The 14,749-nt window shown below is 55.4% G+C and carries 14 protein-coding genes; all 14 read left to right on the forward strand.

Annotated elements, in window-relative coordinates; translation table 11 throughout:
* Positions 1-3 precede the first annotated feature (3 nt).
* The 14 genes from ABJM11_RS01835 (at position 4) to ABJM11_RS01900 (ending at position 14,746) form a co-directional block, all read left to right on the forward strand.
* Complete coding sequence (locus tag ABJM11_RS01835) at positions 4-858, forward strand: alpha/beta hydrolase (RefSeq protein WP_348294632.1); 855 nt, start codon at positions 4-6, stop codon at positions 856-858.
* A gap of 539 nt (positions 859-1,397) precedes the next feature.
* Positions 1,398-1,850 (forward strand): cupin domain-containing protein, encoded by a 453-nt coding sequence (locus tag ABJM11_RS01840; RefSeq protein WP_007153207.1) that lies wholly within the window; start codon positions 1,398-1,400, stop codon positions 1,848-1,850.
* 36 nt (positions 1,851-1,886) lie between these two features.
* The gene (locus tag ABJM11_RS01845) at positions 1,887-2,477 is read left to right on the forward strand and encodes a cupin (RefSeq protein ID WP_007153206.1); all 591 of its coding nucleotides are present in this window, start codon (positions 1,887-1,889) and stop codon (positions 2,475-2,477) included.
* A 369-nt stretch (positions 2,478-2,846) separates the two neighbouring features.
* Entirely contained in the window at positions 2,847-4,160 is a 1,314-nt protein-coding gene (locus ABJM11_RS01850) for a hypothetical protein (RefSeq protein WP_348294633.1), read from the forward strand.
* A 167-nt stretch (positions 4,161-4,327) separates the two neighbouring features.
* Positions 4,328-6,355, forward strand: coding sequence for a tripartite tricarboxylate transporter permease (locus tag ABJM11_RS01855; protein WP_348294634.1), 2,028 nt, complete (start codon positions 4,328-4,330; stop codon positions 6,353-6,355).
* An 80-nt stretch (positions 6,356-6,435) separates the two neighbouring features.
* Positions 6,436-6,975, forward strand: a complete 540-nt coding sequence (locus ABJM11_RS01860) for a cupin domain-containing protein (protein WP_348294636.1) — start codon at positions 6,436-6,438, stop codon at positions 6,973-6,975.
* Positions 6,976-7,006: 31 nt separating this feature from the next.
* A complete protein-coding gene (locus ABJM11_RS01865) occupies positions 7,007-7,600 on the forward strand; it encodes a cupin domain-containing protein (RefSeq protein WP_348294637.1) in 594 nt (197 codons plus the stop codon).
* A gap of 72 nt (positions 7,601-7,672) precedes the next feature.
* A complete protein-coding gene (locus tag ABJM11_RS01870) occupies positions 7,673-8,017 on the forward strand; it encodes a tripartite tricarboxylate transporter substrate-binding protein (protein WP_348294639.1) in 345 nt (114 codons plus the stop codon).
* Entirely contained in the window at positions 8,014-8,301 is a 288-nt protein-coding gene (locus ABJM11_RS01875; protein WP_348294640.1) for a hypothetical protein, read from the forward strand. Before ABJM11_RS01870 ends, ABJM11_RS01875 begins: the two co-directional genes overlap by 4 nt.
* Before the next feature lie 27 nt (positions 8,302-8,328).
* Complete coding sequence (locus tag ABJM11_RS01880) at positions 8,329-9,831, forward strand: tripartite tricarboxylate transporter permease (protein ID WP_348294641.1); 1,503 nt, start codon at positions 8,329-8,331, stop codon at positions 9,829-9,831.
* Positions 9,818-10,294, forward strand: coding sequence for a tripartite tricarboxylate transporter TctB family protein (locus ABJM11_RS01885; protein ID WP_348294642.1), 477 nt, complete (start codon positions 9,818-9,820; stop codon positions 10,292-10,294). The genes ABJM11_RS01880 and ABJM11_RS01885 overlap by 14 nt, the downstream gene beginning before the upstream one ends.
* Before the next feature lie 34 nt (positions 10,295-10,328).
* Positions 10,329-12,101, forward strand: coding sequence for a thiamine pyrophosphate-dependent enzyme (locus ABJM11_RS01890; protein WP_348294643.1), 1,773 nt, complete (start codon positions 10,329-10,331; stop codon positions 12,099-12,101).
* Positions 12,102-12,116: 15 nt separating this feature from the next.
* Entirely contained in the window at positions 12,117-13,610 is a 1,494-nt protein-coding gene (locus ABJM11_RS01895) for an aldehyde dehydrogenase family protein (RefSeq protein WP_348294644.1), read from the forward strand.
* A gap of 116 nt (positions 13,611-13,726) precedes the next feature.
* Positions 13,727-14,746 (forward strand): EamA family transporter, encoded by a 1,020-nt coding sequence (locus ABJM11_RS01900; protein ID WP_348294645.1) that lies wholly within the window; start codon positions 13,727-13,729, stop codon positions 14,744-14,746.
* Positions 14,747-14,749: the final 3 nt, after the last annotated feature.

Here is a 14,749-nt window from a genome sequence, read left to right on the forward strand (position 1 = left end):
GATATGCCTTCTGTTGTGATTGATGGAATAAAGACAGAGTACGATGTGATTGGTAGCGGTTCGCCGTTGTTGATGTTTGCTCCCGGCGGCTTCGATGCCTCGATGGACAAATGGTCAAATTTGGGCGTTTACGCCAAAATCAAACTGCTCGATCATTTGCCAGCCAGCTATAGCTGTATCATTTTTGACCGACGTGAAACCGGAAAATCCGGTGGGCGCGTTCAGCGAATTACCTGGGCCGATTATGTGGCCCAGGGCAAAGGGCTGCTGGACCATCTTGGCTATAAAGCGGCGCACCTGATGGGTGGTTGCATGGGCTGCTGCCCTGTGGCGGCTTTCGCAACGATGCACCCGGAGATGGTTTTGAGCATGGTGCAGTACTGGCCTGTAGGCGGCGCTGGTTTCCGGATGAACGCCAGTCGACGGTTCTCGATTCATCTGGCCTATGTGGAAGAGCACGGCCTGGACGGTGTGGTCAAGCTGGCCCGCACGACCACTGACGGCTTTGGCAAGGACCCCAGGATAGGGCCCTGGGGGCCGGTGATCCGCCGTGACGACGACTTTGCAGACCACTACGCCAAGCATGACCTTGCCAACTACAAGCTGGTCATTGCCGGCCTGGCTCGCACTCTGGTTGATCGCGATACGGCTCCAGGGGCTGAGCCCGAAGATCTGATGCAACTGAATATCCCAACACTGATCATTCCCGGCCGGGATGCGGCGCATTCAATGTCTGCTGCCCGATACCTGGAAGAGTGCTGTAGCGGTGCTGAATATTGGGATGTTTTACCGGATCAGCAAACGGAGGAAACCGCTCCCGCCCGTATTCTTGAGTTCCTGGGTAAGGTGCCTGCATAGACGGTCAGGGCACGACCAAGCCTTGCCAGCGCAAAAATAACAGGGTGCAGCGTTCTTAGCTGCGCCCACCTTCTCTGTGCCCTTCCACAAGACCCTTTTTGCTGATTTTGACGCGATCAGCAAGCGTTCCTGTCTGCTCGTTATTGCATTCCGTTTTCGGAATAGGAAAACAACAAATCGTCAATTTACATGCCGAAGCTCGTATCCGATATTGAGATTAAGACTTCATAACGACTTTTGGCCGATGGCAGAAGGATCAAATGATTCAGCGGCCGAAGTTGTTCTGAAATGGTTGTTGAGTAGGTTGCTTTTTAACCAAACTAATGGGTCGCTAGACCTTGTTCTGTTATGTGGAACGTTGTACCGTTGGATGTAGCGTGCTTTATTTTCTGTTGCTGACGGCGCGCCCAAACCGAGTAGAGACGAAGGAGTAAGTGATGAGCGATACAAGCACAGAACAAAAACAAGAGGTCTCCTGGGAGAGATGGACAAAGAAGAGAACTTTTGTCCGCGCACTTGAAGGTACATACGGAGAGCTGATGTCAGAGCTGTTCAATCAGCCGCGCATCTATCCAACTCAGGATCTGAAGTGGAAAGGTGGGCCCCAGAACTTTGGCAAAAAAGTCATTAATCCGCAGGCCGCCAAAATTGCTCAGTCGATTGAAACCCACGTGGACGCCTTCGCGCCCGGTGGCCATGGCCAGCGTCACGGACACATGAACAGCGCGGTGTTTTTCGTTCTGAAGGGTAAGGGTCACGACGTTCACGACGGTCGCCGGATCGACTGGGAAGCGGGCGATGCGTTGATTGTGGAAAACGGCTGCGTACACCAGCACTTCTCTGATGACACCGAAAACGAGTCCATCTGCCTGATCATGAAAGCCAAGCCGCTGTTCCTGTTCATGCATCTGATTTTCCAGGAAGTGGTTGAGTTTCCGCCGAAAGAGCCGGTGCCAGGGCAGGAAGACTACACCCCGCCAGCGTCACTTTAAGCCTGGATCCACTCGTCAATATTGTGAGGAAGTGTAATGAGTACAGATACCCCTTTCGTTTCTGATATCGAGCGCCAGCGCGCCCGTTCAGACATCAGCGCAGACTTCTACGCCAAGGCCCTTGAGGCATCCAAAGAATTCCGGCGGGAGTATCAGGAACGCAAAAACGTTGTAAAGCACAGTGAAATGCCGATGGAGCGTTCCGCCGACGGCCTCATCAAGCACATCATCAATGAGGGCATGAACACCAAAGAATGTGCCATCGACATTTACATGCAGTTTATCGCCGCTAATAAAGCAACCGGTACCAGTCGTCACCTGTCGGAGGAGGTTGCGTTTGTGATTGAAGGCAAGGGTTATGACCTGCACTACGACGTCAAGTTTCGCTGTGAAGAAGCGTTCGTCTGGGAATGGGAAACCGAGCCCAAGAAGTTTGAATGGGGCCCTGGTGATTTCATTTATATCCCACCTTACTGCGCCCACAAACGTTTCAATTCTGACCCTGAAAACGAAGCTCGGGTGGTGGTCATCAACAGCCGAATGATGAAGGCGATCGGCTTCGACTGGTTCGATCAGCTCGAGCCGGCTGAAGGTTTCGAAGATCTTTGGGTGCCACCGGAGGACTGAACCACTGGAAAGCTGAAAGAGTAGCGCAGTGTAAACAGGGGTTGGTTCGGCTACGCCGACCGCCCCGGCCACAACAGCAAGCTTTTATAACTATAAAAATAAGGCAGTCATCATGTTGAAGTCTTCAGAAATGGTTCTGTCTGCCACAACAGTAGTCTTGCTGCCAACGTCTTTTCAGGCAGCCAGTGTCAGATTTTCTGTAAGCGTAACCAAAACGCCTAACGCTGTTTACTCGCTGCCAGATGGCGCGTGAATAGTTGGGGTTTGTCCGAATTTTGCGATTGAAGAGTGCTGTGTTGGTCGCAATGAGAATGAGCAATTCAATGCTCAAGTAATGAAGCTAATTAAAACAAAAGAAGGGGCTTTAACATGAAAATGATAAAAATGACTCCAATCGCGCTGGCCGTGATGGCTGCATCAACCTCCAGCGTCTATGCAGTGGACATCAATCTTTATGATATGGATAGTCCTCAGTCACTTGAAGAAGTAAAAAAAATGCATGAATCCATTGCAATTTCGGGAGCAGAAAAGTTTAAGGTTTATACTCACACGGCCATTGAAATTGAACAGGAGATACTACGGGAAGATCCCGCAAGCAATGGTGATAGCTACGACACATTCGACAACGAAGTAGAGTTCGGCATCGGTGCGGAAATAGGTGAGCAATGGAGCGGGTACTTCGAGATGGAGTTGGACAAACTTGCCGACGAAAGCTCTCGCCGAGTTCGCGATGGCAAGACCGGTGATCTGGAAGTTCGCTCTGCTTATGTTGATTGGAAAGGCGACAAAGCGCGGGCCCGTGTGGGTGTCTATCGCCCGGACCTCGAAGGCAAGACTCGGCTCTTTTTCCGCGAAGACTCCACCATGGCTCGCTACAACTACAGTTTTGGTAGCGGCGTGAGGGCTGAAGCCGGTACCGCCATTTTTACCGAGTACGGCGATTCGTTTAGCGAAGACCGCCAGTTAACCTGGGTGACCGCAGCGCTTAACGATTTCTATATGACTCAGGCCCTTGGTCAACAGACCGGCGAAGGCACACCGACGCTCGACGCGGCAGATGGTGACGACTTTGGTGATCTGTATAACCTGGCGGCGGGATGGAAAGGAAAGTTAGGTAGTTTTAAAGCGCAATTTGAGTTTAATCAGCAGTTTGGTGAGGCTACCACTGGCGAAAAATACAAAGGCCAGGCTGTGTATGCAGAAGTGTCAACCAAGTTGGCTGGCCACGAACCGCATTTACTTTTTGCCTGGGGTTCCGGTGATGATGATGCCACGGACAACGACGTAAACGAGTTTCAGGAGTTCGCCTCTGACTTCCGCGGAACCAAAATGCTGCTGGATGAGGGCTTTATTGAAAACATCTCGACCTCCGGTGTTGGTGGGCTCGGTGAGGGTCGTCGTGGGATCGGTAACGTCACTCTGATTCAGGCCGGCAATACCTTTAACGTCAATCCTGTCTGGGAAGTCCTGGCTACTGCGTCCTATCTGGCTTTGTCAGAAGATAACGACAATGGTGATAACTATCTGGGTACGGAGTTCAACATCATCAACCGCTGGGAAGTGTCGCCCATCAAAGCGGCGCGTATCCGGCTGTATCTGGACCTTGCTTACCTGAGCGCAGGCAATGCATTTGGTCTGGATGATCTCTGGATGGTTGAGCCAGGTGTTCGCGTCGAGTTCTGATCAGACGACTCTGGCTGAAAAAACCGTCTCGATAATCGAGGCGGTTTTCGGTTAGCCCGGCCTGACGGCGGCACTGAATTGCAGATTGACTTAACGCGCTTTGAGAAATAAGGGCGACCATTTAACGGGTAACGGAAAGACCCCCAAAATAACAATAAGGTTGGATGATGATTGAAGCAGCATTTGGCGCGCTAGAAATGGTGATGGATCCGACCCGCTTGATGATTCTTGCGGTAGCGGTTCTCTTGGGCCTGGGCATCGGTGTTATTCCGGGGCTCGGAGGCATTGTTGGGCTCGCCATCCTAATTCCGTTTACTTACACCATGGATCCCCTGGCTGCGTTTGCATTTCTGGTAGGCATGGGTGCCGTAACGACAACGTCTGACACGATTCCGGCGGTCCTGTTCGGCGTGCCCGGTACCAGCGGGTCTGCGGCAACGGTCGTTGATGGCTTTCCCATGGCCAAAAACGGCGAAGCCGGCCGGGCCTTTGGTGCCGCCTACATGGCCTCGTTACTGGGCGGCGTGATCGGTGCCGTCTTGTTGGCAATGACGATTCCCGTTATTCGGCCAATGATGTTGTACTTCGGTTCGCCAGAGCTGTTCATGCTGACCATCCTCGGCCTGACCATGGTAGCGGCACTCAGCGGCAAGGCGCCAATGCGAGGTATTGCGGCTGGCGCGATAGGACTGGTTATTGCCATGATCGGTCTGGGTAGCCAGGGCGGGTCTCTGCGCTGGACCTTCGACCAGCTTTATCTCTGGGACGGCCTGCCTTTGGTACCCCTGACATTGGGTTTGTTTGCACTGCCCGAATTGATCGATATGGCGATTTCGCGAACCAAAATTGCGCGCAATGAAGAAACCGCCAAGTCGAGTCGCAGTGGCCAGGTGCAAGGCATTCGTGATGTTTTCAAGAACTGGTGGTTAACCATCCGGTGTGGCGCTCTCGGTGCCGGTCTGGGTGCGGTACCGGGCCTGGGTTCGGCGGTCGTAGACTGGCTGGCGTATGGCCACGCCAAGCGCAGCGAGAAAAACACGGAGCGCTTTGGTTTTGGTGATGTTCGTGGGGTGATCGGTCCCGAGTCGGCCAATAACGCCAAGACTGGCGGCTCGCTGGTGCCAACGCTTGCGTTCGGTGTACCGGGTAGTGCCTCGATGGCGCTGCTTCTGGGTGCGTTCCTTATGCACGGTCTGGTCCCCGGCCCTGACATGCTGACCACTAACCTCGATATCACCTACGGCATCATCTGGAGCCTTGCGCTTGCTAATATCCTGGGTGCCGGTCTGTGCCTGATTTTTGCGGATCAGTTTGCCAAGGTTGCGTTGGTGCGGTTCGGAATCCTTGTCCCCGTCATCAGTGTTGTGGTTTTCCTCGGTGCCTATCAGGGCTCGGCGAGCTGGGGTGACATTATTATCCTGTTGGGCGTGGGTGCCATTGGCTGGGTAATGAAACAACTGGACTGGCCACGCCCGCCTTTGCTGCTGGGCTTTGTCCTGGGCGAAATTTTCGAGCGCTACCTGTGGATATCGGTCAATACGTCCCTCAGCACTTCGGAAACCGGCTCGGGTTTCGAATGGATTACTCGCCCGCTGGTGATATTGCTGATTGCCCTGACTGTTTGGGGCTTATTTCAGGGCGCCCGTCCGTGGTTGAAGAAGACCTTCATGGAGCGAGGCGAGACCAAGGGCGGCATCATCTGGTGTGCGCCGCGCGTGACCCCGAATTCGCTGTTTTCCGGGCTCCTGCTGATTGTTTTCGGTGTGCTTTGGGTGCAAGCCGGCGATTTCTCCTTTAACGACCGCGTTGTTCCTCTGTCGGCATTAAGCGTCGCCATTGGCTGCACGGCTTTGTCGTTCATGGCATCGACCTTCACCAGGCAGGTAGGTGGTGAGGCTACCGTCGCTGGCGCGCTTGGGGATAAGTGGCCCGGTCGCTTGGCCAAGGTTGTTGGCTGGCTGTTTGGTTTCACTGTCCTGATCTGGTTGATTGGGTTTCTACCGGCCATTTTCGTGTTCATCTTCGCGTTTACAGCACTTGAAGGTAAGGAGAGCGTGCGCCTGGCGTTCTTGACCGCCCTCGGAACCGTGCTGTTTTCCTACGGCGTTTTCCATATGGGCATCAACGTGAATTGGCCGTCGTCGGTGATCGGCGACGTCTTCCCGGCGCTAAGGGATCTTACCCGGTTCTTATGATCCCGACTGATTAATTGATTTCACCAGTGCCTCAGAATCGAATGGGGACTGGCTGACACAACAAGCATGAGGATTTACGAATGAGCATAGAAGACCAGTACCACAGCAAGAAAGACCGTATCTTCGTTCGCGGCATTCAGGGTCAGTACAGCCTTAGCGAAGAATTGGCGAAACTGAGAGCCCAGCCGAGAGTCAGAAAAGGCCGTGAAATTTCATTTGTTGACGGGCCTCAGTGCTTCAGCAAGCACTATGTCGAGCCCAAAGATGAAATTACCCAGACCTTCCACCTGCACCTTGAAGAGTACGGCCCCGGCGCCATGTCCCAGAAGCACGGGCACGTGAACGAGGCGGCGTTTTATATTCTCGATGGCAAGGGTTACGAGGTGCACGACAACATTCGTTACGACTGGGAAGCCGGGGACGTTGCCATCGTCCACAACAACTGTGTGCACCAGCACTTCAACGCCGATAAGAACCTGCCTGCGCGAGCATTGGTGATCAAAACCAAGCCGATGTACATGTTCATGAACATGCTGTTCCAGAAGCAGGTCATCCCTCGCCCGACTGAACCGACACCGGAAGGTGTGGGATTCGAGGCGCGCGAAGAAGGCGATAAGTAATCGTTAACCTATTTAAATTGGAGTGAGTGTTATGGCGTGGGATGAAGCAACGAAATGGACTCAGGGTGATCTTTCAGAACCCCTTTATCAGCACCTGCTGGACGACGCGACGGAAAAACCGGAACGGGACAGCCACCGCAAGAAGATTGTCAAACCGTCTGAAATGCCTTGGGAAATGTCTCGTCAGGGCCTGCTGAAGCACCTGATCAACGAAGAAATGAACACCCGCATGGAAACGGTGGACGTTTACATGCAGATCATCCCGCCGGGAAGCCGCTCGGGCAAGCACCGTCATTTAGCGGAAGAGTGCCTCTATGTGCTGGAAGGCGAGGGCTATGATCTGCACACCGATTGCGATGTAGAAATTACTGACACCTACCACTGGCGGCCACAGGCCGAAGAAAAGCGCTTTGACTGGGAAGCGGGCGACGTGATCTACATTCCGCCAAATACCATTCACCAGCACTTTAACGCCAATCCGGACAGGCCGGTACGTTTGATTTCGGCGATCAATCGCATCTACAAATACTGCGGCCTGAACGACCTTGAGCAGATTGAAGATGCACCGGAATACGATCCATCTGTGGTGCTGAATTCCGAAACGGTAAAGAAATACATGGGCTAACGCGGCGTGCCATCGACGTGTTCACGTTAGACAGAATGCTCAGCCAACAACCGACAACAAAAAGGCAGGCCCGTGAAAACAATAACGATGAAGAGCCCACTGCGTGCGCTGTCCTGCGCCGTTGCCTTGGCGGCCTCGGTTATGACCGGCGCTACAGCAGCGCAGGACAGCTTTCCCCAGCCTGATATCGAACTGGTGGTGGGCTATAACGCGGGTGGTGGATACAGCAGCTGGGCGCAGGCGTTGGCCCCGGTACTGGAAAAGCAGCTGGGTGGCGACGTTAACGTGCTAGTCCGGCATATGCCGGGGGCCGGTGGCGTTGTCGCAGCCAACCATGTTTACCGTGCCAGGCCGGACGGCTACACCATTGGCATTTTCACTCTGGGTGGCCTGGCGGCGCCCCGGACAGCGTCGTGAAGGCTCTGGAAATGGCCATTGCTCAGTCGGTCAAAAATCCAGACTTTGTCGAGCGTGTTGAAAAAATGGAAGTGTCGGTGCAGTACCTCGACGGTGCGGCCACCTCCAAAGTGGTTAACAGCGCGGTCAAAGGCTTTATTGACTACAAAGACACGATTTCTGAACTAATCGGAGACAAACTGAACGCCGCCTGTGGGCTAGCAACAAAAACTAGCAGTAATAAAAAGACCGGCGTGGGTACCGTGCAGTCAGGCGGGCCCTTGATCCTACCGTTCGTGTTTTAATGTTCTGACTTTTTTAGGAGTTGTCCTTTGGAATTTCTCAACGAGTTCGTCACGCTACTGTCGCAACCGTACCTGATGTTGCTGATGCTCGGCGCTGTCGTACTGGGCCTATTGATCGGCATTCTGCCGGGGCTTGGTGGCAGTGTTGCGCTGGCTCTGCTGATTCCGCTGACCTTCAGTCTGGATGCCGATGCCGCCATCGTACTGCTGATATCGGCGTACGGCACCGTGACCTATGGCGGTGCCATTACCTCTATTCTGTTGAACACGCCGGGGGAGGCCACCGCCGCAGCCACCACCTTTGACGGTTACCCGCTGGCCAAACAGGGTAAGGCCGGCAAGGCCATCACCGTGGCAGTATTGGCATCGGCCATTGGCGGCATTTTCGGATTCCTGGTGCTTTATTTTGTACTTCCGCTGGCGCGCAACCTCGTACTTGCGTTTACTTACCCGGATTTCTTCATGCTGGCGATCTTCGGTCTGACCGTCATTGCCGTGGTTACGCAGGGCAGCGCTTTTAGAGGGATTATTTCGGCACTGGTCGGTTTTATGCTGGCCTTTATCGGCACCGACCCTCTGATGGGTTCGTCGCGATTTACCTTCGGCTCCTTCCACCTATGGGACGGGCTGGGACTGGTGCCGGTGATCATCGGCCTGTTTGCGATCACCGAAGCCTTCCAGCTTTATTATCAGAAGTCGTCCATTGCCGGCGAGTACGATCGTGAGATCAAAACTGATTTTATGGAGGGCCTGAAAGACTTTATCCATCACCGCTGGTTGTTTGTCCGGTCCTCGCTGACTGGTATCTTTCTGGGCATGATTCCCGGTGTCGGCGGTGCGGTGGCCAGCTTCATGGCCTACGGCTCAGCGGTACAGACCTCCAAGACTCCTGAGCGCTTTGGCAAAGGGGCTATTGAGGGCGTGCTTGCGCCAGAGGCGGCGAATGACGCCAAAGAGGGTGGCGCCATGCTGCCAACTCTTGCCTTTGGTATTCCCGGTAGCGCCGCCATGGCGGTACTGATCGGCGGGCTCATCATGCATGGCCTGACGCCGGGGCCGGAAATGCTGACCACCAACCTCAACATGACCTATTTTCTGATCGCCGTCGCGATTGTCAGCAAGGTGGTTGCCTTGCCAGTATCGCTGCTGATCGGCCCACGCATGGCGATTGTGACCAAAATTCCCGGAACCCTGATGGCACCTGGCATCGTTGCGATCTCTTTTGTGGGTGCCTACGCGGTCGGAGGCTCATACTGGGATGTGGTGATTGCGCTGCTGTTTGGGCTGATCGGTATTCTGATGAAACAGTTCGGTTATTCCCGCATCGCGCTGATCATTGCTCTGGTGCTGGGCGGGTTGGTGGAAGCCTCCTATCACCAGACCATGGCTGCGTTTGGCTGGGAAGCGTTCTTTAACCGCTCCATCTCCCTTACGTTGCTCGGCCTGACAGTGCTTTCGCTGTTATGGCCGTGGCTGCGGACATTAAACGCCGTCAAGCGTGTGCTCGGAGGCTCTCATGATGCAGCTTAACGCAAGAACCGCGTTTTCCTTTCTGATCTGCGCGCTTACGTCGGTTGTGCTGTTCCATACATTCGATCTCCGGTCCGATGCCGCCCTAGTTCCCAGGGTGATCGGTGTGCCTCTGCTGATTCTGGCGGGGTTCCAGTTTGCGTGTGATCTGTTCCCCGCCCTCGGCACGCGCTTCTCGTTCGCGGATACAGAAAAGGGAGGCATGGACAACGCCGCAGACAACGAGGGCTTCGGCCTCAAGGGCAACTACCTGTTCATTGCCTGGATGGTGCTGTTTGTGCTGGCGATCTATTTCACCGGCGTGATTGCCGCCACCGTGATCTCGTTCCTGCTCTATCTCAAGTTCATGATCAAGCAGAGCTGGCTGCTGTCCGTTTTGTACTCGCTGTTCTTTGCGCTGAGCGTTTACCTGATATTCGTTCAGGGCATGGGAGTCTATTACTTCACCAGCCCGGTGGGATGAGAGTTGGCTGCCTATTAAGTAAAAGGTATTCAAAATGACAGACAATAAAACGGTGCGCTACGGCTCGGACCTGATGGCGGAGCTGATCGCTAACCTGGATGTGCCCTTCATTGCCCTCAACCCGGGGGCTTCATTCCGGGGGCTGCACGATTCGTTGATTAACCATCCGCACCGGGAAATGCCCGAACTGATCACTTGCACCCACGAAGAAATATCGGTGGACATAACCCACGGCTACGCCAAGGCAACCGGTAAAGTCATGGCGGCGGCTATCCACAATGTGGTGGGCCTGCAGCATGCGACCATGGCAATTTACGATGCCTGGTGTGACCGGGTCCCGGTCCTGCTGTTTGGTGGCACCGGACCCATGCCGGTAGAGAAGCGGCGGCCTGGCTCGGACTGGCTTCATACGGCGCTGGTTCAGGGCAATCTGATTCGGGATTTCGTCAAATGGGATGATCAGCCAGCATCGGTTCAAAGCCTTAGCGATTCCATCTATCGGGCGCACCGTCTGGCGGTCACCGAACCGGCGGGGCCCGTCTATGTCTGTTTCGATGCGATGCTTCAGGAAGCGCCGATTGAACAGGAAGAGCTTGATAGCGTTCCTGCTCTGACTAACCCGCCCGGCCCTGAGGCCTATTCGCCAGGGACGCCCCCAGGACCTTCGCCGGCGGTCACCGCGCGTTTGGTTGAAGCGCTGGAGGGCGCCAAGTGGCCGGTCATTATCGCCGATTACACGGCCCGGTCCGATGAAGCGTTTCACGCCCTGGCTCAGCTCGCTGAGGACTGGGCGATTCCGGTGATTGATCAGGGTAGCCGATTCAATATGGCGACCGACCATCCGATGAATCTCAGTGGCGCCAATTTCGAGGTTCTGGAACGGGCCGACGTTGTGATCGCTCTGGACATGAAGGATCTGTACGGGGCCCTGTCGCGAATCGAGCGCACGATTCGTACCACGGAACCGGTACTGCAGCCATCCGCCCGGGTCTTTGCGGTCAGCCTGATGGACTATACCACCCGTGCCTGGTCCGCGGATTTCCAGCGCCTCTTCCCAACGGAGATGAACATTCTTGCGGACACTCAGGTTCTGCTGCCGGTGTTGCGAGAGGCTCTGTCCGCCCGCCCGCTGCCTGCCGTGGTTGAGTCTCGCCGCAAGACGGTTACCGACTGGCACGCCAGCCTGCGCGAGCAGTGGAAACAGAAGGCGGTCAAGAAACGCACGGAGACGCCGATCGCCACGGCGGTCATGGCGGACGAACTCTGGACCTTGCTGAAGGACGAAGACTTCGTGCTTGCCAATGGCAACCTGAGGGGCTGGGTGCAGAAGATTTTCACCATGAGCTCCCCGCGCCAGTATCTGGGTGCCTCCGGTGGCGGCGGCCTCGGCTATGGCATCGGTGCCACCATCGGTGCCTGCCTGGCCCACCGCGGGTCGGAAAAAATTGTGGTGGATATTCAGTCCGACGGTGACCTTCTGTTTACACCGGGGGGACTCTGGACCCTGGCCCACCACGAACTGCCCGCACTGATCGTGATGTTCAATAACCGTTCCTATTACAACTCTGAGGAACACCAGATCAACATTGCCCGTCATCGCGGCCGCAATGTTGAGCGCACCTCGATCGGTACCACGATTGTTGACCCACCGGTGGACTTTGCGGCCATGGCGGAATCGATGGGCGTTGCCGGTATCGGCCCGATTGAAAACGTTGAAGACATCGCGCCAGCGTTGAAAAAGGCACTCGCAATCGTGAAAAACGAGCGCCGTTCCGTATTGGTGGATGTTGTAACTCAGGCTAAATGAAGGGAGAACGAGCGGATGGCCATTAATCTGAAAGCATACGGAAAGACCGTATTGGAAGAGGCAGAACGAGAGACCGAAGGATGGCAGATGACCATCAACGGGAAGTTCGTAAAGAGCCAGTCGGGAAAGACCTATACCACCATCAACCCATCAACGAATCAGCCCCTGGCCGACGTGCCTTTTGCCACAGCGGAGGATGTGGAATCCGCTGTGGCTTCGGCCAAGGCGGCGTTTCCCGGCTGGAAAAAACTCCACGTGGATGAACGTGGCAAGATGCTCAAGGCGCTTTCCCGCGCCGTCCGCGAGCGGGCGGAAATGTTTGGCATGCTCGACGCGCTGGATTGCGGTAACCCCTACCAGGCGATGGTGGACGATGCCAATAAAGGCGCCGGTCTGCTGGAGCATTTCTCCAATATGGGGATGGAATTGAAGGGCCAGACCGTTCCGACCCCGGGCGGTGGCCTCAACTATACCCGCCTGGAACCTTTTGGCGTGGTGGCCCGCATTCTTCCATTCAACCATCCGATTTCCTTCGCAGTGGGAAAGATTGCGTCTGCCCTGATCGCAGGCAATACCGTGGTGATGAAAATTGCCGACCAGACGCCCCTCAGCGCCTTGCTGTTCGGCAAACTGATTCAGGAGCACTTGCCGCCCGGCGTGGTCAACGTGATCACCGGTGACGGGGCTACTACGGGGGCTTCTCTGGTGTCTCACCCCAACATTCACCGAATCGCATTCACCGGCTCGGTCGCCACTGGAAATCTGATCAGCCAGCAGGCGGGTATTGCGGTGCTCAGCCTGGAACTGGGTGGTAAGAACCCGCTGATTATCTATCCCGATGTTGATGTGCAGAAGGTCGCCGATGCGGCAGTCGCGGGCATGAACTTCACCCGCTCACAGGGGCAGTCCTGTGGTTCCAATTCCCGAGTGTTTGTCCATCGTGATCTGCACGACGAATTCGTCAGCGAGGTAGTCAAACGAGTGGAAAAAATCAAGGTCGGTCACGCGGACGCAGACGATACCGAGATGGGCCCGGTCGTCACGCGCCAGCACTATGATCGCGTTATGCATTACATCGACTCGGCGAAATCCGAGGGCGCCAAACTTGTGACCGGCGGCGGCCATGCTAAGGGTGAAGACCTGGCGGATGGGTATTTTATTGAGCCCACAGTGTTTGATGAGGTCACCCACGACATGACCATCGCCCGCGAAGAAATTTTTGGCCCGGTTATGAGCATTCTGGTCTGGGACGACGAAGCCAGAATGATGGAACAGGTTAACGGTGTGGAATACGGCCTGTGCGCCAACATCTGGACCAATGACATCTCAACGGCCCTGCGCATTGGCGACGAGATTGAGGCGGGATACGTCTGGATCAATGGCCATGGAGGCAAGCGCTTCAAAGGCGCGCCCTTCGGCGGCGTGAAAAACAGCGGTATCGGCCGGGAGCATGACACCAGCGAGATCCGCAGCTTTACCCAGGAAAAGAACATAAACGTCCGTTATTGACCGGCCTCTGGGCAATTGACGAGTGAATTGAAGAGTATATGGAAGCGCGGTAACACGCAGTTATCCCAGCCGGGCGACCCGCCTTGCTGGTCATCACGGATTATTGGGAGACAGCTATGCTAGGTGGTGTATTTGCGATCCTGGCCGCCGCCAGTTTTGGATTTAATAACGCAGCCTTGCGACGAGGCGTTTTAAGTGGCTCGGTGTTTCAGGCCCTGGCCATCACCGTTCCGATGGGTGTGCCGCTGTTTTTGCTGGCTGGTATAGCCACCGGTCATATTGACAAGCTGTGGTCGTTCCCTGCCGAAGGCTACTTTTGGCTGGCCGCAGCGGGGGTGATGCACTTTGTCTGGGGGCGTTACTGTAATTACCGGTCTACCAAAGCTATTGGCGGCAACTTGTCCGGTCCCTGGAAACAGGCGCAGCTGATTATCGCCCTGATTCTGGCGATACTGCTACTGGGCGAAACCCTGACACCGCTCAAGATTCTGGGCATCGTGCTGATCGTAAGTGGCGTCGTCGCCACCAGTCGCGCCAAGCACAAGAAAAAGCCCAAAGCCAAGGACGCGGACGAAGGCGAGTCGTCAGATAAACCGAAGAAGTCAAAACTGCCGGATTTTGAGCCCAATTATGCCGAGGGCTACACCTTCGCACTGCTGTCTGCCACCGGATACGGCATCAGCCCGGTACTGGTGCGCATGGGCCTGGAGAATCAGGGGCCGGGCTTCAGCATTGCCGGCGGCCTGATTTCCTATACGGCTGCGGCAATTGTGGTAGGCGTTATCATTCTGGTCACAAAACAGTGGGGACACATCCGGTCAATGCAGCCGGTAGCGGCCAAATGGTTCTCCCTGGCTGGGGCTCTGGTTGGCCTGTCGCAGGGGCTCAGGTATACCGCGCTGGCGATTGCGCCGGTCACGGTGGTCACTCCGATCCAATCCACGTCCGCCGTTTTCCGTGTGTTGTTCGGTTGGTTGATCAACCGTGAACACGAAGTATTCGGCCTATGGGTGTACCTCGGTGTCCTGCTCTCCATGGGCGGTGTTGTCGCGCTCACGCTGAGCACTGAGATCATCCTCGCCAACCTTGATCTGCCGCAGGTGCTGGTGGATATTGCCGGTTGGCAGTGGCCATGATCC

Source organism: Marinobacter sp. (genome assembly GCF_039977835.1).
Taxonomy (GTDB): domain Bacteria; phylum Pseudomonadota; class Gammaproteobacteria; order Pseudomonadales; family Oleiphilaceae; genus Marinobacter.

Bases quoted from the DNA above. Each gene is read 5' to 3' on its own strand.
- ABJM11_RS01835 (WP_348294632.1), top strand. From the start codon at position 4: ATGCCTTCTGTTGTGATTGATGGAATAAAGACAGAGTACGATGTGATT.
- ABJM11_RS01840 (WP_007153207.1), top strand. From the start codon at position 1,398: ATGTCAGAGCTGTTCAATCAGCCGCGCATCTATCCAACTCAGGATCTG.
- ABJM11_RS01845 (WP_007153206.1), top strand. From the start codon at position 1,887: ATGAGTACAGATACCCCTTTCGTTTCTGATATCGAGCGCCAGCGCGCC.
- ABJM11_RS01850 (WP_348294633.1), top strand. From the start codon at position 2,847: ATGAAAATGATAAAAATGACTCCAATCGCGCTGGCCGTGATGGCTGCA.
- ABJM11_RS01855 (WP_348294634.1), top strand. From the start codon at position 4,328: ATGATTGAAGCAGCATTTGGCGCGCTAGAAATGGTGATGGATCCGACC.
- ABJM11_RS01860 (WP_348294636.1), top strand. From the start codon at position 6,436: ATGAGCATAGAAGACCAGTACCACAGCAAGAAAGACCGTATCTTCGTT.
- ABJM11_RS01865 (WP_348294637.1), top strand. From the start codon at position 7,007: ATGGCGTGGGATGAAGCAACGAAATGGACTCAGGGTGATCTTTCAGAA.
- ABJM11_RS01885 (WP_348294642.1), top strand. From the start codon at position 9,818: ATGATGCAGCTTAACGCAAGAACCGCGTTTTCCTTTCTGATCTGCGCG.
- ABJM11_RS01890 (WP_348294643.1), top strand. From the start codon at position 10,329: ATGACAGACAATAAAACGGTGCGCTACGGCTCGGACCTGATGGCGGAG.
- ABJM11_RS01895 (WP_348294644.1), top strand. From the start codon at position 12,117: ATGGCCATTAATCTGAAAGCATACGGAAAGACCGTATTGGAAGAGGCA.
- ABJM11_RS01900 (WP_348294645.1), top strand. From the start codon at position 13,727: ATGCTAGGTGGTGTATTTGCGATCCTGGCCGCCGCCAGTTTTGGATTT.